The sequence below is a fragment of the Mycolicibacterium pyrenivorans genome (assembly GCF_025821625.1).
Classification (GTDB): Bacteria; Actinomycetota; Actinomycetes; order Mycobacteriales; family Mycobacteriaceae; genus Mycobacterium; species Mycobacterium pyrenivorans.
The window spans coordinates 17,206-38,960 of the sequence record NZ_JACKSH010000277.1; the positions used below are offsets into that span (position 1 = coordinate 17,206).

General features: G+C 69.9%; 15 protein-coding genes and 1 pseudogene. 3 read left to right on the forward strand and 13 right to left on the reverse strand.

The window, feature by feature from the left end:
• Nucleotides 1-14: 14 nt before the first annotated feature.
• From H7I57_RS30310 to H7I57_RS30325, 4 genes are read right to left on the reverse strand one after another with little or no spacing between them, the layout of a single operon-like run.
• On the reverse strand, nucleotides 15-551 hold the full coding sequence (locus H7I57_RS30310; RefSeq protein WP_264028241.1) for a LemA family protein: 537 nt from the start codon (nucleotides 549-551) through the stop codon (nucleotides 15-17).
• Nucleotides 545-2,428 (reverse strand): DUF2207 domain-containing protein, encoded by a 1,884-nt coding sequence (locus H7I57_RS30315; RefSeq protein WP_264028242.1) that lies wholly within the window; start codon nucleotides 2,426-2,428, stop codon nucleotides 545-547. The genes H7I57_RS30310 and H7I57_RS30315 overlap by 7 nt, the downstream gene beginning before the upstream one ends.
• A 26-nt stretch (nucleotides 2,429-2,454) precedes the next feature.
• Nucleotides 2,455-4,410, reverse strand: a complete 1,956-nt coding sequence (locus tag H7I57_RS30320) for a primosomal protein N' (protein WP_264028334.1) — start codon at nucleotides 4,408-4,410, stop codon at nucleotides 2,455-2,457.
• Between the two features lie 50 nt (nucleotides 4,411-4,460).
• On the reverse strand, nucleotides 4,461-5,219 hold the full coding sequence (locus H7I57_RS30325; RefSeq protein ID WP_264028243.1) for a lysoplasmalogenase: 759 nt from the start codon (nucleotides 5,217-5,219) through the stop codon (nucleotides 4,461-4,463).
• Between the two features lie 108 nt (nucleotides 5,220-5,327).
• Here H7I57_RS30325 and H7I57_RS30330 point away from each other — a divergent pair, with 108 nt between their 5' ends.
• A complete protein-coding gene (locus H7I57_RS30330) occupies nucleotides 5,328-6,590 on the forward strand; it encodes a hypothetical protein (protein ID WP_264028244.1) in 1,263 nt (420 codons plus the stop codon).
• A 15-nt stretch (nucleotides 6,591-6,605) separates the two neighbouring features.
• Here H7I57_RS30330 and H7I57_RS30335 read toward each other — a convergent pair whose 3' ends face one another.
• The 6 genes and pseudogenes from H7I57_RS30335 to H7I57_RS30360 all read right to left on the reverse strand — a co-directional run bounded on the left by H7I57_RS30335 (nucleotide 6,606) and on the right by H7I57_RS30360 (nucleotide 13,090).
• Complete coding sequence (locus H7I57_RS30335) at nucleotides 6,606-8,801, reverse strand: hypothetical protein (protein WP_264028245.1); 2,196 nt, start codon at nucleotides 8,799-8,801, stop codon at nucleotides 6,606-6,608.
• Nucleotides 8,798-10,036 carry a glycosyltransferase family 2 protein gene (locus H7I57_RS30340; RefSeq protein ID WP_264028335.1) on the reverse strand — a complete coding sequence of 413 codons (1,239 nt, stop codon included), beginning with the start codon at nucleotides 10,034-10,036 and terminating at the stop codon, nucleotides 8,798-8,800. The genes H7I57_RS30335 and H7I57_RS30340 overlap by 4 nt, the downstream gene beginning before the upstream one ends.
• Before the next feature lie 29 nt (nucleotides 10,037-10,065).
• Nucleotides 10,066-10,887, reverse strand: a complete 822-nt coding sequence (locus H7I57_RS30345; RefSeq protein ID WP_372510493.1) for a glycoside hydrolase family 16 protein — start codon at nucleotides 10,885-10,887, stop codon at nucleotides 10,066-10,068.
• Complete coding sequence (locus H7I57_RS30350) at nucleotides 10,884-11,546, reverse strand: RlpA-like double-psi beta-barrel domain-containing protein (protein ID WP_264028246.1); 663 nt, start codon at nucleotides 11,544-11,546, stop codon at nucleotides 10,884-10,886. The genes H7I57_RS30345 and H7I57_RS30350 overlap by 4 nt, the downstream gene beginning before the upstream one ends.
• Nucleotides 11,543-12,508 (reverse strand): glycosyltransferase family 2 protein, encoded by a 966-nt coding sequence (locus H7I57_RS30355; RefSeq protein ID WP_264028247.1) that lies wholly within the window; start codon nucleotides 12,506-12,508, stop codon nucleotides 11,543-11,545. Before H7I57_RS30355 ends, H7I57_RS30350 begins: the two co-directional genes overlap by 4 nt.
• Nucleotides 12,505-13,090 (reverse strand): annotated as a pseudogene (locus H7I57_RS30360) (glycosyltransferase family 2 protein). The gene H7I57_RS30355 and the pseudogene H7I57_RS30360 overlap by 4 nt, the downstream one beginning before the upstream one ends.
• 273 nt (nucleotides 13,091-13,363) lie before the next feature.
• On the opposite strand from H7I57_RS30360, the gene H7I57_RS30365 reads away from it, so the two are divergent.
• Entirely contained in the window at nucleotides 13,364-17,266 is a 3,903-nt protein-coding gene (locus H7I57_RS30365; protein WP_264028248.1) for an alpha/beta fold hydrolase, read from the forward strand.
• Here H7I57_RS30365 and H7I57_RS30370 read toward each other — a convergent pair.
• A complete protein-coding gene (locus tag H7I57_RS30370) occupies nucleotides 17,218-18,237 on the reverse strand; it encodes an endonuclease/exonuclease/phosphatase family protein (RefSeq protein ID WP_264028249.1) in 1,020 nt (339 codons plus the stop codon). The genes H7I57_RS30365 and H7I57_RS30370 overlap by 49 nt on opposite strands.
• Nucleotides 18,238-18,268: 31 nt before the next feature.
• A complete protein-coding gene (locus H7I57_RS30375; protein WP_264028250.1) occupies nucleotides 18,269-19,141 on the reverse strand; it encodes a sugar phosphate isomerase/epimerase family protein in 873 nt (290 codons plus the stop codon).
• Nucleotides 19,142-19,257: 116 nt separating this feature from the next.
• Between H7I57_RS30375 and H7I57_RS30380 the strand changes: the two genes are divergently transcribed.
• A complete protein-coding gene (locus H7I57_RS30380; protein WP_264028251.1) occupies nucleotides 19,258-20,172 on the forward strand; it encodes an alpha/beta hydrolase in 915 nt (304 codons plus the stop codon).
• A 2-nt stretch (nucleotides 20,173-20,174) separates the two neighbouring features.
• On the opposite strand, the gene H7I57_RS30385 is transcribed toward H7I57_RS30380, so the two are convergent.
• Nucleotides 20,175-21,752 carry a threonine/serine exporter family protein gene (locus tag H7I57_RS30385; protein WP_264028252.1) on the reverse strand — a complete coding sequence of 526 codons (1,578 nt, stop codon included), beginning with the start codon at nucleotides 21,750-21,752 and terminating at the stop codon, nucleotides 20,175-20,177.
• Nucleotides 21,753-21,755: the final 3 nt, after the last annotated feature.

Genomic DNA, 21,755 nt, shown 5'->3' on the forward strand with positions numbered 1-21,755 from the left:
ACGCGGTCACCGTGTCATCGAGGTGTCTGGTAGTACTCCCGCTCGGACACCCCGGCCAGCGGGGCGACGTACATCCACGGGATCGTGCTGAGCGACCGATTCAACGTCGCCACCGCGTCGTTGTAGTACTGCCTGGCGAAGGCCAGTTTGTTCTCGGTGTCGGCCAGGTTCTCCTGAAGGTTCAGGAAGTTGGTCGAGGAGTTGAGCGCGGGATAGCTCTGTCCCAGCGCCAGCAGCGGCGCCAGCGCGGTGTCGAGATCCTTCTCGGCGGCGCTTCGCTGCGCGACGGACTTGCCGGTCGTCGCCGCCGCAAGTGCCGCGCGGGCGTTGGTCAGATGGTCCATGATGCCCTTCTCGTGCGCGGCGAACGTCTGCACGGTGTGTACCAGGCTGGGGATCAGCGAGGCCCGCCGCGTGAGCTCGACGTCGATGCCGGAGAGCGCCTCGGCGACCCGGACGTCGGCGGTGCGAATCTTGTTGTAGCCGGTGACGAATCCGATCAGGACGAGGACCGCCAGGATCAGCACGACGATCAGCAGGAATTTCACCACGATCCACCTCCTCCTCCGCCGCCTCCGCCACCGCCGCCGCCACCGCCACCGCTGCTGCTGCCGCCGCTCGATGACGACTGCGAGGCGGTGTAGGCACCGATCGAGGACGACAGGGCCGACTCGAAACTGTCGAAGTCCGGACCCCCTGAGCCTGCGAAGAAGCCGGTCGCCCCCGTCGTCGACGACGTGCTGTACCAATCCGGCTGGGGTGCAACGGAACCGGTGTATGCCTCGTACTTCTTCGCCCACAGGGCGGCGGCGCCTGCGGCGACCGCGAACGGGACGTAGGCGCTGTATAGGTCTTTTCTCGCCCCGAAGTCGAAGCGGGCCTCCGCAGAGTCGGTGGCCAACATGCGGTGGAAACCGCCTGCGCGCGACCACAGCTCGCGGCCGGCGGCGGTGCGGCGGGTGCCGACCCCAGCGTTCCACGACCCCGCCGAGAGAATGAAGAACGCCGCGAACGGCAGTGCCCACATGGTGCTGGGGAATCCCCACCGGAAGAACGAGCAGATCATCAGGACGAAGGCGACCGCGTTGGCCACGCGGACCCAGAGTTCCTTGTTGCGCTTGACCATCAGTCCGCCGTCGATGGACCATTTCTCGACGGCCTTGGTCATGTCGGTCTTCGCCTTGCTGAGTCTTTCACCGGATTTGACCGTCTTCTTGGCTTCGAACACGGCGCCGGACTTCGTCACCTTCAGCCGCTTGGCGACCGCGAGCCCGACCGGGTCCATGGCCGCCCACTGGCGCGTGTCACCGATACCGCGGACGTTCCACTGCTTGTCACCGACCTGCTGCAGGGTGATGAGTCTGCGTTCGGCCAGATGGAACAGCGTTGCGGTCAGGCCGTTCTTGGGCACCGCCTCGGTGCGGATGTACTCGGTCTGAACCGGCCCCAGCCCCAGCGGCGGCGCGTACTGCAGCGGGAAGCCCGGCGACCGCTCGAGGGTCATCCGGTACCACAGCAGCCCGCCGAGCCCGAAGATCGCGGTCAGCGCGACCATCCAGATCACGCCGCCGACAGACTGCCCCAGGACCGCATCCCAGGCGTGCGGCCAGGGCAGGTTCTGCCGCGCCGGGGCCGGGACGTCCACACCGGCGCGCAGCGTGACCGGGGTGCGGGGCGGAAGCGCGGTTGCCGACAGGGTCACCGTATTGCCGCGGATGGTCAGGTCGTCGCAGGCACGACCGACGCCGAGACCGACCGAACACTGCGCGACGCCGACCGCGGTGGGCAGGGTGACGGTGATGTCGGCCCGGTCGATGCGGTTGTTCCAGGACGGGGCGATGACGTTCCAGAAGAAGACCGACGGCGGAGCCGTCGATGAGGGCTCGGACGGCGGAGCCGTCGATGAGGGCTCGGACGGCGGAGCCGTCGATGAGGGCTCGGTGCTGCCGGTGGTTTCCGCGAACTGCTTGTCGGCGCCGGTGTCACCGGGGTCGAGGACGCCGGCGATGGTGTACCGGATCTCGAAGACGTGGGTGCCGGCACCGAGGGTGCGATCCGGATCGCCGATCTTGGCCACCCGGAACCGCTGACGGTCCTCCCACAACATCTGGTAGGGCACCGGGTCGCCGTCGAGCAGCACCGAGTTCACCAGCGGCCGCTGGCGCACTCGCGGGTCGTTCTGGTTGGCGACGTCCCAATAGCGGAAGATGCCGTGGCGCCCGCTGGGAAACTCCGTGGTGATGGTTTCGACGGCGGTCATGTCTCCAGCGGTGTCCACCGTCATGTCGACGTCGTAGTCGGTGATCACCACCGGGTCGTAGACGTCCGAGGCGCCGGAGGAGTCGGTTCCGCCCTGGAACACAACGGGCCACAGCAACCCAAAACCGATGAGGAACAACGGGATCAGCCACCTGAGCAGACGTCCCATGCGACCTCCTGTCGGTTTTGTCAAGATCACCCTATGTGCAATGGGTCGATCTGCACACGAACCGGATCCTGATCGTGGCGTGCGCTCTGGATCGCGGTGGCTTTGCGCAGCGCCGCGGCCATGGCCAGCCCGCCCTCGCGGGGGACCCGCACCAGCATCCTGCTGACCGGCAGTTCGGCGGCGACGCCGGGGGGCCGTCGTGCCCCGACCGGCAGGTCCGCCGGTCCGATCCGTTCACCGGCCTGCGGTAGCTCCGCGGCGTCCAGCAGCGCCGCCACGGCGGCCGGCGTGCCGTCCACCGCCGCGATGTGCACCGCCGGAGGCAGGCCGACCTCCTCGCGGGAGTCCAACTCGGCCTGGGCATGTCCTATCGGATCCCACCTGACGAGTGCCTGCACGGTGGGTATCGCGGATTCCGCGACCACCACGACGAGGCCGCCCTCGGCGCGGCTGCGCACCAGCGCGGCCGCCGCCATCCAGCGCCGCAGCGTGTCCTCGGCGGCGCGCAGATCCTGCCTTCCCAGCAACGCCCAGCCGTCGAGCAGCAACGCGGCGCCGTAGCCGCCATCTGCGGCGGGCTCGACGCCGGGAGTCGAGACGACGACGGCGGGGCGGTGCGGCACGGAGTCCACGACGCTGTCGCCACCCGAGGTGATCACCGGCTTCCCGGGGAACGCCCGGCCCAGCTCCTCGGCGGTGCGGCGGGCACCGACCACCACTGCGCGCACCGCGTCCGAACCGCACCGCGCGCAGCGCGGCGCCAACTCCTCACGACCGCACCACCGGCACTCCACGTGCGGGGCATCGCGGCCGGGCAGCGACATCGGACCCGTGCAATGCCTGCACCTGGCGATGGCTCGGCACCGTCCGCACGCGAGTGCGGGCACATACCCGCGCCGGGGTACCTGAACGAGCACCGGTGAGCCGGCGGCGAGCGCGGTGCGCGCCGCGTCGAGGGCGACCGAGGGCAGCCTCGCGGTGCGGGCGGCCGGATCACGTTCCTGTGCGTAGGCGCTGTCCTCCAGCGCAACCACACGCGGCGCCCTCGCCCGCAGTGTCTGCCGCGATGCCGCCAGATCGTGTGCCCAGCCGCTGCGCACCAGCGCCTGGGCTTCGGCGGTGCGCGCGAAGCCACCGATCAGCGCTGCGCAGCGCACCTGGTGGGCGCGCAGCATCGCCACCTCACGGGCGTGCGGATAGGGAGCTCGCGGCTCGGCCAGCGAATCGTCGCCGTCGTCCCACAACAGCACCAGCCCCAATTCGGCCACGGGTGCGAAAACCGCGCTGCGCGTGCCGATCACCAGCCGCGCATCACCCCGCAACACCGACAGCCACCGGCGGTAGCGCTCGGCCGGACCCAGACCCGCCGACAACGCGACCACCCTGGACTGCTCCACCTCGGCCAACGCCGCGGCGTGGAGCCGGTCCACGTCGCGCTGATCGGGCACCACCATCAGGACGCCGCGACCCGCGTTCACCGTCACCGCAGCGCATTCGACCAGCCGCTGCGGCCACGACTCCCCCGGTAACGCCTGCCAGACGGCCCGCGCCGCGCGTCCGTCCCCCAGCGCCGCGATGAACTGCGGACCGCCGGTGTAGGAGGACCATCCCGACGTGTCGATGCCGTCGGCGGGAGGTGCTTCGAGTGCCTCGAGCTGCGGTGGCGGCTTCTTCTCGACGTTGGCGTGCCGGGGCGGGACGGCCAGACGCAGCACGTCGGCGCGGGTGCCTGCATACCGTGCGGCGACCGCGTCGGCCAGCCGACGCACGTCGTGGGTTAGCACCCGTTCGGCCGACACGACCTTGTCGAGCCACCGGAGTTGGCCGACATGGTCTGTGTCCGAACGTCTTTCGAGAACGAAGGCGTCGACCAGTCTGCCGTGGAACCGAACCCGGACACGCACCCCCGGCTGGGCGTCGTCGGACTGGTCCGTCGACACCAGATAGTCGAACTCTCGGTCCAGGTGCGGCACCGTGAGCATCGGCAGCACGCGAGCGACCGGCTCGTGTTCGGCCGCGTGCCTGGTGGCTGTCACTCCGCTGGTCTAGCAGACGGCTCCGACGACCGCCCGGACAGGAATCCGGCCGTGATCAGCAGCAGCGAGGTCGCATACACCCACCAGATCGGCACCGCCAGCGCTTCGGCGTTCTCCGGCGGCAGTGCGAACCTGCCGATGCCGATCATCGCGTCGGAGATCGCGAAGCACACCGCGCCGGCCGCGGTCCACGGTGTCGGGAGGTCGGCGAGCAACGCGGCACCCACCATGGCGCCGAGCACCGCGATGTACAGCGTGACCGGCACGGCCATGCCCTCGGCGACGAGCCGGGGCCAGAACCACACCAGCAGCGCGACACAGGCGGCCGCCATGATCGTCACACCCGCGACGCGGCCGGGCGAGGACGCCGCCAGTGGGAGCAGTGCCGCCAGAAAACACAGATGGGCGATCAGGAATGCCGCGAGCCCGAGTACGAACGACGGTTCCCACCAGGGCATCGCGAGCAGGAAGTCACCCATTGCCGAGAACAGCAGCGCACCCGTCAGCCAGCGGCGCTCCCGCGCGATGGGGTGGGTGAGCGCCGCGCCGGCAAGCAACACGGCGGCGAGCGCCTTCACGGCGGGCTGCAGCGCGAACTGGCCGGTCAACTCGGCGCCCGCAGGGAGACGGGCGGCCGTGACGATCAGGAACAGGCCGTACCCGGCCGCGACCGCCGCCGCCGCCTGCCACAACCCACGTCCGCGGAATCCGGCGGCCGCAGCGCCTCGCTCGGTCGTCCACCGATTGCTGACCATCCTCAGAAGGTACTAAACGGGTTTGCGGCGGCAGCGCGATTACCTTGTCCCCCTTTGCCAGAATCGCCGCGAACAGCTGGTTTGCGCTCTGATAGGTTCTGAAGGTTAATGGCCTCACCTCCGCGTCGCAGGAAACCGGACACCGTTCGGGTTGCGACGCTCGACGTGCAGCACAGCAACCGGCGCTCGGCGGTCATCGTCGGCCCCGTACAGATGCCGTCCACCGAGCAACTCACCGCCCGCTTCGCGGCACTGGCAGCGGTCGGCCCGCTGACGCGGGTGGGGTTACAGCCGTCGACGCGGCAGACGCGGTGGCGCTACGCACCGGAGGACGTCCGCGATGCCGTGTCCGCCACGGACATGCCGGCGGGTGCCGACCCGATCACCCTGCTGACGACGCTGCGGCGGGGCCAGGGCGCAGGGATCCGCGTTCTCGACGCCGGGGACTACCTGGCCATCGACTTCAGTCACGGTCTCGGCGAGATACCGTTGCTGCACACCGTCATCGACGTGTTGTTCGGCAACCTGGATCCGGCGGATCGGAGTGTCTGGGAGCCCTACCGGCAGTCAGTCCCGCCGCTGCTGCGGGCCGGTGTGCGGACACTCGGCCGGGGTCCCCACCGGTTGCTGCCGTTGTGGCGCCAGCATCGCCACAACGTCGGAAACCCCCCTCGACCACAGGACCGGGACATCGTCGACATCGCACCGTCCCCTGCCACCCGCGTCGCGAAGATACCGGCGACCGAGGTCGCCGAGCTACGGGCTCAGCGGGATCATAAGATGCCCGGCGTCAGCCTGTTCGCCGTTCACACCCACGCCCTCCACGAGGCCTTCGCCGCCGCCGGGTTCGACGTCGATCCCATTGTCACCCTGCCTTTCGACGTGCGCCGCTACCTTCCGAAGCGCCACCAGACGCTCGCCTCGTTCACCGCCGGACTGGATTTCGAGCTCGACAGCCAGGCGGGACCGGACGGGCTGCACGCGCAGATGGCGGCGGCCAACGCGATGGCGCGGCCGGTGGCCAACCTGATCGCGGGCACCCTCAAGACCCGCGCCGCGATCCGTTCCGGGCAGGCCGCCGAGTGGGCCGTCCCCGCCCGACGGCGGTTACGGCTGCTGCACTCCAGCATCGGCAACATCCCGCGATCGGGTCAGTGGCCCTTCACCGACCCCGCCGAGGCCCGCGTCCTGGTCGCCAGTGACCCGACCGGACCCTGCGGGGTGACTGTCACGACCTCCACGGTCATGGGCGCACTCTGGCTCACCGCGGAGTTCCACGACTCGGTGTTCGACGCCACGCAGATCGGCCGCGCGCTCGACTCCGTCGCGGATCAGGCCCGCTCACTCGTCGGTGCCTCGTCGCGGCGCTGACCGACCCCGGCCCGCTCACCGCTCACCGCCGTGGTTGTGCGGCGCCCAGTACTCGTTGACGCTGCGGAAGACCGCGGTTTCGCCGTGTTCGTGGACCAACGTCCACTTCGGTGACCGCCGGATCGCATCCTGCACGAGCCCGACAGCATCCGGCCGGAAGTCACCGTAGTAGCGAATCGCCTTGTTCGACTGTTCGCTGAAGATCACGTACGCCGTGTAGACGCCGTCGGTCACGTCGTCGTTGAGCGTCCTCAGGTCGTCCTCGCTCGGGAACGTCGCCTTCAGTTGCGGCAGATTGGGATCTCGGCCGTCCCACAGGTCGTAGCTGACCGGCTCGTCGTAGTAGGGGTTGAACCGCGTCAGTTCGGCATAGTCGGCATTGACCCGCGACGGCATACCGCCCAATCTGAGCATCACGAATCTGGTGCGGATATCCGCGTCCCTGGTGAGCGTCTCCATCAGATCGACCTGTGCGCGCGTCTCGAAGATCAAGGGCCACAACGCGACATAGCCGTGTAACCCGGCGACCGCCACACCGGTCAGCCCGATCACCGCCACTGCCCTTGCGAGTACCCGGCGTACGCCGCCACCGACCCCGTCCATCGCCGCGACCACCGCCGGGGCGATCAGGATCGCACAACCCAGAAGTGAGTACAGGTACACCCGGAAGATCGCCTCACCGCCGTAGCTCTGTCCGAGGAGCAGACCGAACGAACTGAAGGCGACGATGCCGAGCGCCAACACCGGGCGCTTCCGTCGCCGCGACCAGACAGCACAGGCGAAGGCGGTGAGCACCACCAGGATGGACAGCACCCGCACCACCGCGGAGGTGAAGTCCTTGGCGGGCAGTCCGGAGGTCAGGATGTTGCTCGTGGCATTGCTCAACGGGCTGCCGCCGGACAGCAACCCGTAGGGCAGCACCGCCTCCAGGTTCAGCACGAGATAGGCGGCCGCGATCGCCGCCATGACCAGCGCGACCCATCGCGGTCTGGCCGCCTTGAGGGCGCAGAGCAGGCAGGCCGCGCCCACCGCCCAGAACGGTGTCAGCTGGTGGGTGGGCACGGTCGCAGCGAACACCCCGATCGCCAGCACCCCGCAGGCAGGGCTGCGCGGCGACGCCAACAGCAGCACCAGCATGCCGAACACCAGGACCACCGACCACGCCTGCGGCGAGAAGTAGTCCTGCCCAACCCAGTTCGTGATCTCGGCGATGAACGCGGCGGTGACCGCGGTCCGTCGGGAACGCCCGATGACACGTGCGGCGCTGTACACCGCGAGGGCGATCAGGACGTGCATCACCGGTGCGAAAACGTGCGCGACGGTGATCGCGGGAATCCCGGTCACCTCGCAGAACCACGCCCAGGTGACGAAGAAGGCGGACCACTGGGCATAGATGTCGGTGCCGTCGGGCGCGATCCGCCCGTGCACCATGATGTAGTCGACGACGGCGAGGTGCTTGTAGGTCCAGTCGTAGAGCGGAACCTCGGTCGCCACGACCGTCGTCACCCGGGCCACGGTGATCGCCGCACCGACCGCGACGGCGGCGGGAAGCAACTGGCGGCCGCGCACCGCGACCAGCAGCGCCGAGGAGCACAGCACGATGCACACCGCCAGCAGCGGACCCGTGCCGGAGAACAAGAGGCCGTAGTAGCTGGCGTCCACCCCGGGAAGGCCGGGCACCGCCGCCACCCAGACCGCGATCGCGAGCCCACTCAGCAGCAGCGAGAGATTCTGCCGGACAAAGGATCTGCGTGCCGGTCCGACAACGGTGCGCCGGCGCCACTGCCGACCGGCGGCCATCACGGTGTTTCCGGTGCGGTAGTACCAGAATGCGCTGCTGGCTGCGACGGCAACCACCTCGACCCAGAGGATGTCGGGGGGCCTCCACCGATAGGACCACATCGCGACGATGGCCACGAGCGTGATGATCGCCGCGCCCAGCACCGGTACCGATGAGGGCAGGGCCGGTCGCGGAATGCGCACCCAGGTCAACACCGCCGCGCCGGGCCCGATGGCCATGAACACCGCGAGGCACACCGCACGCATCGTGCTCGGCAGGTCCATCAGGGCGATCGCGCCCACCGCCGCACCCACGGCGGCGAGGTCTGCCAATCGGAACTGCCCGGCGGGCAGCCGGTGCCACATCGGCGGTGGGGTCGACATCCTCGACGGTTTCCCGGCGTCGACGATCGGCTCGAGCGTCGCGGTCACCGGTGACCCGCCGATACGCCGCCAGTGCGTTGCCGTCTGCCCAGCCACAGTGCCCGCGGACCGCCGAGCACGGCCAGCACCTCTCTACGTCCCACCCACGACGGCACGTCCTCGCCGAAATCGGTGGGCGAAGTCATGATCGCGCCGTACTCCACGCCGGCGCGCAGTGACGACCGGAACTGGCGTCGAATCACCTCGGCGGCCAACCGCCGGTGTGACCGGTCCAGTGCCACCTTCGTCAGCCACGCGCCCAGACCCAGGCCGTAGCCGCGAGCCTGGGCGAGCAACGCCTCGGTGTCGCTGCGGTGCCGGTGCCAGACGATCGCCGACGGTTCGGTGACCAGTGCATCGCCGGCGGTGAGCACCCTGAAGAACAGGTCGAGGTCTTCGCCTCCCTGCGCGGCCGTGCCTGCGCCCAGGGCTTCGTCGAAACCTCCGAGTTCCAGAACGCGGTCGCGCCGGACCGCGAAGTTGGCGCCGGTGCCGAAGCGTCCCACCTGGAACGGGAACAGTGGCCGATCCGCCGGAGGTTCGGCCATGCTGAACACCCGGGGCCGTAGCGATCCTGACCAGGAGACCCGCTGGTCGAAATACGCCTGCGCGGCAGTGCGCAATTCACCGCTCGGCACGATTCCGGACACACACGACACCGTGGGCGCACGGCCGAAGCCACGGGCGATGCCGCGCAGCCAGTGGCGATCGACGACGACGTCGTCGTCGGTGAAGGCCACCATCTCGTGGCGAGCTGCACGCAGACCGGCGTTCCTCGCCGTCGACAGGCCCGCAACGGGCTCCGCCACGCGGCGCACCCGGGCGGCATCGAACCGTCCGACGACCCGCGCGGTGGCATCGGTGCGCGCCGCGTTGTCCACCACCACCACCTCGTAGTCCGGGTAGTCGAGCGACAGAATCGATTCCAGTGCGTCGGCCAGTTGATCCGGCCGGTCGCGGGTGCACACCACCACCGACATCGGCGGCACCGCACGAAGCTGCTCGGGCTCGTCGGGCCGGGTCGCGGCCGACACGTTGACACGCACCCGGCCGTCGACGATGGGGACTTCGACGAAGGCGATGGGCCGCAGCCGATGCCGCACCAGGACCCGCGCGTGCCGATAGTGCTGCGCATGTCGGGCGACGAACTCCACATCGCCGTCGGGGTGAGGCTGGGCCCGGTCGAGGTCGAGCATTCCGATCCAGCGGGCGCCGGGCCAGGTCGGGTGCGCCTGGGGCGGCATGGCCGGATCGATGACGGTGATTGGCGGCGTCACAGCGCCACCACCCTCACCGAGTCCACCAGCATCGTCGACGGACTCGGCGTCGAGGCGTCCGGAGGGCCGGGCCAGTTTCCGCCGACCGCGAGGTTCAGCAACAGGAAGAACGGCGCGTCGAAAACCCACCGGCTGTCGGGCGCCAGGTCGGCCGGCGTTGCCGTGAACAACGTCACGTCGTCGATTCCGGTGACGATGCGGCCGGGGCTCCGCTCGACCCAGTAGGTGTGGAACTCGCCGACCAGTGGGAAGGGCGCAGGCCCGGCCGCCGAAACCTCCTGGCCCCGTGCCGATCCCCGCCTGGGCGCGTGGATGCCGGTGTGGAACTCGGTGGCGTCGTTGAGGGTCTCGATGACGTCGATCTCGCCGGCCGCGGGCCACCCGACCCGGTCGATGTCGCTGCCGAGCAGCCAGAACGCCGAGTGAAGACCGGTGCCCGCGGGTAACGCGATGCGCGCCTCGGCGCGGCCCGAGACGAACTCCATGGTCCCCCTGGTGGTGATCCGGGCGGATGTGATCCGGTCCAGGTCGTCACCTTGCGCGGTGATCGCAAGACGGCCCGCGCCGTCGAGGCTGACGTTGGCCGGGTCGTCGGTGTAGACCTGCAGTTCGTTGTTGCCCCAGCCGCCGCCACCGGTGTCGTACCGCCATTGCGACGACGGTGGGGCGCCCGCCGGGCCGTCGAACTCGTCGAGCAAGAGCACCCGGGGTCCGGTCGGATCGGCGCGTCCGATCGTCGTCGCGCACCCGCACAGCGCGACGGCACAGGTCAACGCAGCAGCGCGACGAAGAAGGGCACACAGACGTCGGTTCCTCACCGCAGATCCTCGACGAGTTGCCTGGCGTCGACGGAGGCGGCGGGGGTGGCCCGCAGCCGCGAGGTGCACAGGGCGATGACGGCCACCAGAATTCCGTAGATCGCCATCCGCTGCGCCCCGCCCGACCCGAAGATGGTGTGCCCGCCCATGAACGTCAGGTATCCGACGAGGCTGACCACCCCGGCGACCACGGCCACGCCGCGTCGCTCGGCCGACAGTGCGGACGTCGATCCCATCGCGATGAACAGCACGCTGACCGACCCCAACGTCATGAACGCCACGATCGCGGTGAGGTTCCAGGAGTAGTCGACCTGCTGGGTGATGACGCCGGACGCCGCCAAACCGATTCCCGCGGAAAGCAACAGGATCGCGGGCCCGCGTTCGGCGACACGCTGTGCGAGCATGCTCGCCGCGACGAACACGATCGCCAGGCCGGTTGACACCAGTCCGACGTTCATCACGCGGTAGAGATCACTGCACGGCCAGTTGCCCGCCGGCCCGCAGAACGCGGTACCCAGCGGGCCGATCAGGTCCTCGCGGTATCCGTAGTGGCCGCGCCACGTCGCCGAGACGACCCACTCGGCCGCGAAATACCCCAGCGTCACCAGGGAGGCCCACCCCGTGACCCGGGCATTGTGCAGCGCGCGAACGATTCTCACTGTCGAGCGCTCCTCCGTCGCCGCGTCGTCTCGACCAGCCCCGCCAGATAGCCGGCCGCCGTCACCAGCAGACCCGCGGCCAGCGCGAGCATCCGTGCGGGCCGGCGCCTGGCGCGCCAGAGGCCCGAGGGCAGCGTCCTCGTCGTGTAGGTGCGTTCGCTCTCCAGCGATGACCGCTGCCCGCAGAGACCTGTCAGGATCGCCTTGCTCCGCCCCTCGTGGAAGCAGCGTCGGACGAAGTAGGCCACCGTCGTCCGGTCCCGCGGCACCGAATGTGACACCGCGAACGCGGTCTGGCGGACGATGCGGGCCTGCGGGTCGCGACGACTCAGCTCGATCCCCATCATCGTCTCCTCACAGCCCGTCGGCAGGGCGCCGACGCGGCCGAGGCGGTCGGAGAAGCCGCCGATGGCGGTCAGCTCCGCTCGCCGCACGGCCATCGCCGCCCCGATCGGGTTGCGGATCGCCGCGCCGTCGGGGGGCAGTCCGCGGTAGTCGCACCCCACCACCCAGCCGAATTCCGCAGGAAACCAACCGGGTTCGGATCCGTCGTGCCAAGCCGGATGGACCGCACCGCCCAGTGCGGCGACCAACGGGTCGGCGAACGCGGTCCGCACTGCGTCCAGCGCCGCCGGGCGCAGCACGGCGTCGTCGTCGAGAAACACCAGGACCTCTCCGGAGGCCGCCAGCAGCCCGGTGTTCCGCGCACCGGACAGGCCGCGCCGAAACGCGTTCTGCAGGAACGTCACCCGGCTGCCATAGGCAGCGGCGAGAACACGGAACAGCTGTTCATTGCCGTCGACGACGACAATCAGCTCGTCGCGGCCGCGGGTCTGCGCGAGCGCGGCGTCCACGGCGGCACCCAGCCGCTGCCTGCGCTCCCACGTGTAACAGCAGATGACCACGCTGATCGAGATGGCGGGTGCCACCGGGTCGGCCGGCCGAGGGGGTTGCTTGGTCACGGTGACCAGCCGGCGGCGGCGACCGAACGGATCGCCCGGTGCTCGCGTCGCTCTCGGCGGATGGTCCGCAACACGCGCAGGCCGTCGGTGACCGCGTTGAGGTTGCTGCGCCCGTAGATCCGTTTCCCCTCGAAACTGCCCACCTCCCGGATCAGCCATCCACCCCGGGCGGCGCGCACATTGATCACGGTCTCGATCTCGAAGCCGTCACCCGGTGGCCGCACGGAAGCCGCAGGCCAGCGCATTGCCCTTGCCGGCCCTGGTCTGCTCGATGACCGTCGCGTTCGGCCACAGTCCGCGCGCGACATCGGCGGTGCCGTCCTGCGACCCCCCGTCGATCACGATGATCTCGTCGACGGGCGGCATCCGCTTTGCGACGTAGGGCAGGTTGCGCGCCTCGTTGCGGGTCGGGAGCACCACGCTGACCGTGGGCCTGGCGGTGTGATCGGTCTTCGCCGCCGCGGCCGCGCCATCGCCCGCCGCTTCGGAAGATTTGCTGGGGCGTTGCCGATGGATATCTCGTAAAAAGTTGCTGATATTTGCCCCACGCCGCACGTCTGATTCCGGCACGATGTCAGTCAAGACGTGGAACTCCTTGTCTAGATGTTTCTTTCAGCGCCCTATGCAGTAGCGCGGGTGACGTTCAGGGGATAGCCGGCACATATTTCGCCTTAACCATGAGGGACCCTAGCGAAACAGGGTGAAGCCCGGGAGGCTACGTGCCGCGGTTATGACCAGCGTCACAACTTTGGATAGCCTAACCATTCTTTGGTGGCTTTAGTATCCTCACGCAAGCAGTCACCACCGCCCCGCTCGACCGAATGCGCCGGCCGCTCCCGCTAGGAATCCTCTTCCATGCCGACCTCAGGCAGCCTCGACACCCTGCGCACCCGGGAAACCGCCTCTTCGGCTGGGGAACCCACACGCTCGGCCCTCGGTCGGCGCCTGCAGGGCAATGCCCTCGGCGTCGACATCGCGGCCGTGATGACGTCGAGCGCGGCCACGGGCGTGCTCGGATTCGTGTTCTGGACGGTGGCGGCGCGGGGTTATGACACCGCCGAGGTGGGCCGCGCGTCGGCCATCATCTCCTCGGCGACGCTCATCGCGATCCTGGCGAACTTCAGTCTCGGCAGCCTCTACGAACGATTCCTGCCGCTGGCGGGCGCGCGCGCCCAGCGGCTGGTGCGGGCGGGCACCGCGTTCGTCGCCTGCGCGGCACTGCTGTTCGGAACGGTGTTCGCGCTGGTCGGTCCGCGGGCACTGTTCCCGGATGGCCTCGAGGCCGTGCTGTTCCCGTTGTTCGTCGCCGTTCTCGCGATCTATGCGCTGCAGGACCAGGTTCTCATCGGGCTGGGGCGCGCGCGCACCATCGCCACGAAGAACATCGGGCAGTCGACCGCGAAGCTGATCGCGGTGGCCGCGCTCATCCCGCTGGCGACCGGCTCGGCCATCGTCTGGTCGTGGGTGGCGCCCGCCGCGGTCATCACCGCGATCATCGCGATCGTCGTCATCAGGCGCGAGACGGCGCGCCGCGAAGGCTTGTCCGGCCTGCCTCCGAGGCGCGAGCTGGTCCAGTTCTTCGCCAGCTCCTACGCCATCAACGCCGTCGGCGTGATCGTGCCGCTGCTGGTGCCGTTGATCGTCGTCGCCCGGCTGGGCACCGAGATGAACGCGTACTTCTCGATGTGCTGGCTGGTGGTGAACACCCTCGGGGTCCTGATCGGAGCCACCGCCGCCCCGTTCATCGCCACCGCGTCCACACCTGGGGCCGACCTGCGTTCGTGCACAGTGCGATTCGTCCTGCTCTGCGGGGGCGCAGCGCTGACCGGTTGTGTGACGCTGCTGGTGGCCGCCCCGATGATCCTCAGCATCCTGGGACCGCACTACGCGGAGCACGGCACGATGCTCATCCGCGTCATGGCCTTCACGCTGCCGTCGGTCGCGTTGATGACGATCTACACCGCGCTGGCGCGGCTGCAGCGCCGGCTCCGTCTGGCGGTCACCGCACAGATCCTGCTGGGGATCGTCGTTGTCACCGGCGTCATCGCGACGACCCCGCACTGGGGCATCGACGCCGTCGGCTACACCTACCTCGCCGCCGAGATGGTCTGCACGCTGATCGTCGCGGGGCCGACGGTCGTGCTGCTGCGCAGGGTGGCGCGCATGCCCCGCGGCGGCAGCCTGGAAATCGAGGCGAAGGTCCACGTACGTCCGGACCTCTCCGTGGAGCGGCCGGTCGAGCATCGCTGCGTCGCCGACCGTTTCTCCGAGGTGGTCCGGTCCCGCGCCGAGCACGTCGCACTGCGCACCGAGAACGGCTCGGTCACCTACGGCGAACTCGGCCGCACCGCGGCGAACTGGACGGCGGCCCTGCGTAACCGCGCAGCACCCGACTCGCCGCTGGCCCTCATCGGCGGCCTCGACACGGACACCGCTGCGGTGATCCTCGGCAGCTTCGCCGCCGGAGCGCCCCTGGTCCCCCTCGACACCGGGCTGCCCCACGACCGGGTGCGACACATTCTCGACGCCCTCGCCGAACAGGAATACCACCTCGACCTCGTCGTCGTCGACGACCGGCACCACCCGTTGGTGGACGGGCTCGCCGGACGGCAGGTGGTGTGGACGGCCGACCGGCCGCACGGTCCGTTCGCGACCTACGGGCAGCCACCGAGCGTCGGGGTCCGGACGGTCACCAGCATCCAGTTCACGTCCGGTTCGTCCGGCGAACCGAAAGCGGTACTGCACACCAACGGAACGTGGCTGGCGGACTGGGTGCTCCATCGCGACCGGTTCGGCATCACCGAGGGCCGCAGGGTCGCGCTCTGCATGCCGGTGAGTTTCGCGGCCGGTCTCAACGTACTCATCGGTTGCCTGCTGTCGGGCGCCGAGGTCATCGCGATCGAGCCGCGCGACTGCACCCCCGAGGCGGCACTGGACAGACTCGCCGAGGCCGACATCGTCATGTGCACACCGTCGTTCCTCCAGTCGCTGACCGACGCCGTGGACGGAAACCCGCTGGATCGGGTCCAGCGAATCATCACCACCGGAGAGCCGCTGTACGGCAACGTCATCCGGCGGGGACGGGAACTGGCGCCGAATGCTGTGCTGACCAACTGGGCCGGTTCGTCGGAGACCCTCGGAATCGCGCACTTCGACGTCTGGCCGACCGACGACATCCCCGCGGGCGTCGTGCCCGCGGGCATTCCGGTACCGCACAAGAGGCTCGCGGTCGACGACCAGGGGCGGCTGACCGTGACCTCGCCGTACCTGGCCGCCGGCTACCTGAAGCCGCAGAGGGCGACCACGGTGTTCGTCGACAACGCCGATGGAACAACGACATTCGTGACCAACGATCGCGCCCGCATCACCGGCGACGGCGTGCTGGTGGTTCTCGGCCGCATGGATGCCGCGGTCAAGATCCGTGGCTACCTGGTCGAGCCGGCAGAAGTCGAGGCTGCGCTGCTGGAGTGCCCGGGGATCCGCGAGGCGCTCGTCGTCGCGGATCAGGTTTCCGGGACCCCGGTGCTGACCGCCTACGTCGCGCCCGCGCCCGGGACCCGCACGCCGGCCGTCGCCGAAGTGCGCGCGCAACTGCACACCCGCCTGCCCGCCTGGATGGTGCCCACCCACGTCGTGATGCTGGAAACCCTCCCGCGCAACGAACGCGGCAAGGTCGACCGCCACGTGCTCCCCGCGCCGGTGCGCGGCCCCATCGAAGATCCCCGACCCGGACTCGAGACCGAGATCGCCGACTGCTGGGCCGGTGTGCTCCGATTGGACCGGGTCGGCCGCGACGAGAACTTCTACGCCCTTGGCGGCGATTCACTCAACGTGCAGCAGATGATCACCGTCGTCGGCGCACGGCACGGCGTCGTGCTGGCCGCCTCCGATCTCGCCGGCGCCCCCACCGTGGCGCAGTTCGCCAAACTCGTCGGCGCACGCGGCATCGGCGGCCCGCGTACCCGGCGTCACGCCGTCGCCCCGACCACCGTCCTGTTGCGCCCACCCACCGAATCGACACGGCAAACGGTGTTCTGTTTCGCCGGGGCGGGCGCCTCGGCCCTCTCCTTCGCGCCGTTCGCGCACCGCGCCAGCGGTGACACTGCCGTCGTCGCATTCCAGGCACACGGACTGGAGAACCGGGCCTTGCCCGACTGGACCATCGGCCGCGCCGCCCGCAGGCACCTCCACGACCTGTTGGCACTGCAGCCGCAGGGGCCCTACACCGTGGTCGGGCATTCCCTCGGCGCCTTCATCGCGATGGATGTCGCCAACCGGCTGACGGCGATGGGCCACACCGTCGAGCTGGTCACGATGCTCGACCCGTTCCTGCCGCCGAGGACGGTCCGCAAGGCTCGCAGGTCACTGCGGGGCGTGCGGTCGACCCTGCTCGAGCAATCCCCTGTGGATCGCTCGGTGCTGTGGCGGCACCGACTCTGGTTGCCGGTGGCCGGGATCGTCGACGGCACGCTCGGACAGAAGGTCGAAGCGCTGCGGGAGGTCGGAGTACGGGTTGGCCGGCTGCACCGTCCGCGGCCCTACGACGGGCGAACCCTGTTGGTACTCAGTAGCTTCAACCTCGACGACGAGTGCGTGTGGCCCCTGGTGCTCACCGGCGATCTGACGGTGCAGAGGATTCACTGCGACCACGACTCGGTGGTTCGGGAACCACACGTCGGCCGTGTCGTCGCCCTCATCGGCGAGCAGGCTCAGCGGTCTGCGGACTCTGCCAGCAGTACGTCACCCATCACGCCGTGATGATCCGAGCCGGGGAGACCGACCCGATCGAACGACACCGGCGTGGTTCCGCGCGTCAGGATGCGGTCGATGGCCAACACGGCCGGGTACCAGCTGTCCGCCGGGTACGTCGCGACGATGCCGGACCCGAGGAACTCGGCGGCGTCGACGAGGGCCACGCCGTCGCGACCGCCAGCGCGCAGCAGGTTGCGGTACCGCTCGTGGTCGTAGGTGGAGTTGAAATCGGCACCGACGAGCAGCGGTCGCCGGTCCGCAGCGAGGATCGCGCCGATGCGGTCGAGTTCGAGCGCCCACCGCCAGGCCGGCTCCGGATAGGGCGGCAACGGATGCAGGGCATAGAGGGCGACGGGTTCGGCCCCGGGCACGTGCACGGCAGCGCGCAGATTGTTGTGCTGCAGGCCGGGCAACTCCTCGGTGCCGCTGAGCGGGTACCGGGAGTAAATGCCCTCTCCCCCACCGCCTTCCCGCGGGCGTAGATACGAGAACGGCAACACCTGGTCGAGGCCGGCGGACGCCAACCGCCGCACCGCGGTCCCGGTCAATTCGGCGACGGTGAGCAGGTCCACCCGGTCGCTGCGGACTCGACCGACCAACGCCCGCGCGTCGGCTTCGCCGAGCCGGATGTTCGCCTGCAGGAGCCTGACCTTCGGTGCGTGCACCGCCGCGGAGACCGGCTCACCGAGGTAGAGGGGCAGTTGCGCGGCCACCCCGACAAGCGAGACGAGCAGCGCCGCCACCGCCCCCGCCCGGAATCGTGCGGCGACGAGCAACCCCGCCGACACCGCCGCGGTTACCCCGAAAAGTGGGCTGAACGACGCCAGCAACGTGACCGCCGTGCTGACGGGGCCGAAGAAGTGCACCGCCACCCCGACACCGGAGAGGATCGCCGCGGCCAGTCCGACGAGGCCGAGCATCGTGCGCAGGGGCTTGTGCGCCGTCTCAGCCGAAGTGCGTGCGGGTCCGTCGATCACGAGCCGGGTACATCGGCTTGTCCAGACCGGATCACGCAGACAACGGTAGTCGACCGGCGTCGGCGAGCGAGACGACGCCGCGGGCCGCCCGCAACGCGGCTCGGGCCCGCACTCCGGCAGGTGCCCGCCACTGGACCGGCGCCTCGACGCTGACCGGCACGCACGGCAGCGCCTGGAGCATGGCCACGATGTCGATACATCCCTCACCCGGAAGCAGGCGTGCGTTGCGTCCCTGATGGCGCAATTCGTCCAGCGACGTCGGGCGGGGGAAGACGCCGTCGCAGATCTGCACGTAGCGGATCCATTCCCGGGGCAGCGCCCCGAGATCGTCGAGGGTCGCCTGCGTGCGGTCGTAATGGAGGGCGTCGACCAGCATCCCCGCCTCCCGGCCGTCGCAGCGCCGCAGGATCGACGTCGCCTCGCCGAGGTCACGGACGTCGGTCCACGGCATCGGCTCGAGGTTGGGCACCAGACCGAAATCCCTTGCGAACCGGCCGAGTTCGGCGAAATTGTCGGCCAGTCGCGAGTGGTCGGTGTCGTTGCCGGTCACCAGAACCTGGGTGGCGCCGAGGTAGGCGCCGGTCTCCAGGAAGGGACCGAAGTCGTCGCGCACGACAGTGTCCGGCCGGAGCCGCAGGACTTCGATGTCGAGCACGGACAGGCCGGTGTCGTCCAGGCGGCTACGGGTCTCACGGATCATCGGTGTGTCCCCGATGGTCGGACGCAGCGGCTCCTCGTCGGTGGCGCGCACCAGACGCAACCCGACGCCGTCGTAGCCCGCACCGGCTGCGCAGGCAACGAGTTCCGGCGGACTGAGCTCCAGCACCGTCAACGGCGCGAGGGAGATGGGCCGTGCAGATTGCCGACCGGCCGCCGCCACCGAACGACGTCGCAGAATCCTCAACGCAGGTCCTCATTTCTCGAACGGGGTTGGCCCATTCTCGCCCGAAACCCCACGGTCTCGGGGGGCTACGTGCGCCCCCGCCGACCACGCGGGCCGTGGTGCGTACGGTGTGTGCCATGTCCCTTGACGGCGTGCTGCAGAAGGTGCTCGAGGCGGTTCCGTTTCAGCTGACGACCGACGGCGGCCCCGAGGAGGCCCGCAGGCGCTTCGCCGAACTCCCCCGCACGCCGATGCATCCCGATGTGACAGCGCAGGACCGCAGCATCGACGGCCCGGACGGACCGATCGCGGTCCGCGTCTACCGTCCGCCGTCGCAGAGGTCCGCGCTGCCTGCGGTGATCTACATCCACGGCGGCGGATGGTCGGTGGGCGACCTGGACACCTACGACGAGGTGGCGCGCCTGCACGCGGCGGTCGCCGAGGCGGTGGTGGTGTCGGTCGACTACCGGCTGGCACCCGAGCACCCGTTTCCCGCTGCCGTCGACGATGTGTGGGCAGCCACGCAGTGGGTGGTGCGCCATGCCGATCAGCTCGGCGCCGACCCCGACCGCGTGGCCGTGGCCGGTGACTCCGCCGGGGGCAACCTCGCCGCCGTGATGGCACAGCTGGCCCGCGACGCCGGGATGGGTCTGCGGTTCCAGCTGCTCTGGTATCCGTCGACGACATTCGACACCTCGCTGCCCTCGTTCACCGAGAACGCCGCCGCGCCGATCCTGTCGCTGCAGGCATGTAAGGGCTTCTCCCGGTGGTACGTCGGAGACACCGACCTGTCCGCGCCACCGCCGACCCTGGTGCCCGCCCGCGGCGACCTGACGGGGCTGCCCCCTGCCTACATCGCGGTCGCCGGACACGATCCGCTGCGCGACGACGGGATCCGGTACGCCGAACTGCTCACCGAAGCCGGGACGCCGGTGGAACTGCACAATGCCGACTCGCTGGTGCACGGCTACGTCGCGTACGCCGGTGTGGTGCCTGCCGCCACCGAGGCCACCGAACGCGGAGTGACCGCCTTGAGGGCCGCGCTGATGTGAGGCTAGCCGCCCGCGCCGTTCCCCGGCGGCGGGCGCTCTCCGTTGTCGGCGTCCTCGCCCAGCGCCGGCTCCAGCGCGACGCTTCGCCCTCGCGCGACACCGGCGGTCGGGGGCGCCGTGGCCTCCGCTGACCGCAGATGCACCACCGCGCCCACCGCGCGGCGGAGACCGGGGGGCCCCTCGACGCGCAGGAATTCACCGATCCGGCCGGCCCGGTAGCGCAGCGGCGAGCCGAGGAACTCGCCCAGCACCACCCCGCTGCCGAGGGCCAGCGCCACCGCGGCCGCCGCGACCAACTGTCGCAGACCGTCGCCGACGTCCTCGTCGGACGCCAGGTAGAACACCGCCCGGAACACCGCGAGGCCGGGCAGCATCGGCATGATGCCGGCGGTCGCGGTCACCAGTGCGGGCGCCTGCCGCCGGATCGAGATCAGCGTCGCCAGGACCCCGACCCCCACCGCGGCGATCCCGCTGGCGACCACCTGGCCGAAACCCGCTCGGCTCAAGGCCAGCAGTACTGACTCAGCCACCCCGGCGGTGATCCCGGCGATGACAACCGACCGCAGCGGCGCGTAACTCGCCACGGTCAGCGACGCGCCCGCCAGCGCCGCACCGACCACCGCAAGGGAGATCGTCAGCGGCCGGTTCGGAATGATGAAGGTCTCGGTCGCATCGACGTGCAATTCGATTGTCACCCCTAGGATCTCGGCGACCTGGAGACCGGCCAGGATACCGACGACGATCCCCGCGGTCAGGAACACGGCCTCACCGAGCCGGGTGACGGCGGTGAGCATGTATCCGGTCACGGCGTCCTGCATCGCGCCGACCAGCGTCATGCCCGCAAGCAGCATCACGATCCCGGTGGCCACCAGCGCGGTCGGCCCCTGACCGGCGAAGTAGTAGGCCGCGACCGCCACCAGGGTCGCGATCATCGCCCCGACCACGTGCTGGAAGAAGAACGGGGTCCCGATCCGGTTCAACAGCCGACCGGCCCGGTCGATCATCGCTGCGGTGACGGCAGCCAGGACACACGTCAGCCAGTTGCCTCCGAAGAGCATCGCGATGCCCAGAGCGAAGCCCGCCCACCCGGCTGTCGCCACCCAGCGCGGGTACGGGTGCGGCCGCTCGGCGACCTCGTCCATCGCCGCGTGCGCCTCGTCGACCGTGACGCCACCGGAGGTGATCCGGCCGACCAACCGGTCGAGTTCGGCGACCCTGGTGTAGTCGGTCGACCGGGCCTGCACAGAGCGCACGATGGTGACGGGCGGGCTGTCCGCGGTCGGCGGCGCCGACACGAACACAGTGGTGACGAAGATGTCGACGACGCAGTCGGTGAGCCGGTAGGCCCGTGCCACGTCCTGTGCGGTGGCGACCACGTCCGCGGTACCCGAACCGGAGGACAGCATCACCTCGGCGAGCCGGATGGTCAGGTCGAGAACCTTGCGGGTGTGCAGATCACCCAGGGTGTTCTGGGTGCGGCTGCGCTGCCCGGCCAGCGGCGCCGGATCACGCCGCCCCCGAAGCGCGTTCTGCAGCCCACGGCCGAGCCGAGCCCTGCTATTCGATCGTTCTCGCGCCATCGC

Bases quoted from the DNA above. Each gene is read 5' to 3' on its own strand.
- H7I57_RS30320 (WP_264028334.1), bottom strand. From the start codon at position 4,410: ATGCTCACGGTGCCGCACCTGGACCGAGAGTTCGACTATCTGGTGTCG.
- H7I57_RS30385 (WP_264028252.1), bottom strand. From the start codon at position 21,752: ATGGCGCGAGAACGATCGAATAGCAGGGCTCGGCTCGGCCGTGGGCTG.
- H7I57_RS30315 (WP_264028242.1), bottom strand. From the start codon at position 2,428: ATGGGACGTCTGCTCAGGTGGCTGATCCCGTTGTTCCTCATCGGTTTT.
- H7I57_RS30365 (WP_264028248.1), top strand. From the start codon at position 13,364: ATGCCGACCTCAGGCAGCCTCGACACCCTGCGCACCCGGGAAACCGCC.
- H7I57_RS30330 (WP_264028244.1), top strand. From the start codon at position 5,328: ATGGCCTCACCTCCGCGTCGCAGGAAACCGGACACCGTTCGGGTTGCG.
- H7I57_RS30380 (WP_264028251.1), top strand. From the start codon at position 19,258: ATGTCCCTTGACGGCGTGCTGCAGAAGGTGCTCGAGGCGGTTCCGTTT.
- H7I57_RS30340 (WP_264028335.1), bottom strand. From the start codon at position 10,036: ATGCCGCCCCAGGCGCACCCGACCTGGCCCGGCGCCCGCTGGATCGGA.
- H7I57_RS30325 (WP_264028243.1), bottom strand. From the start codon at position 5,219: ATGGTCAGCAATCGGTGGACGACCGAGCGAGGCGCTGCGGCCGCCGGA.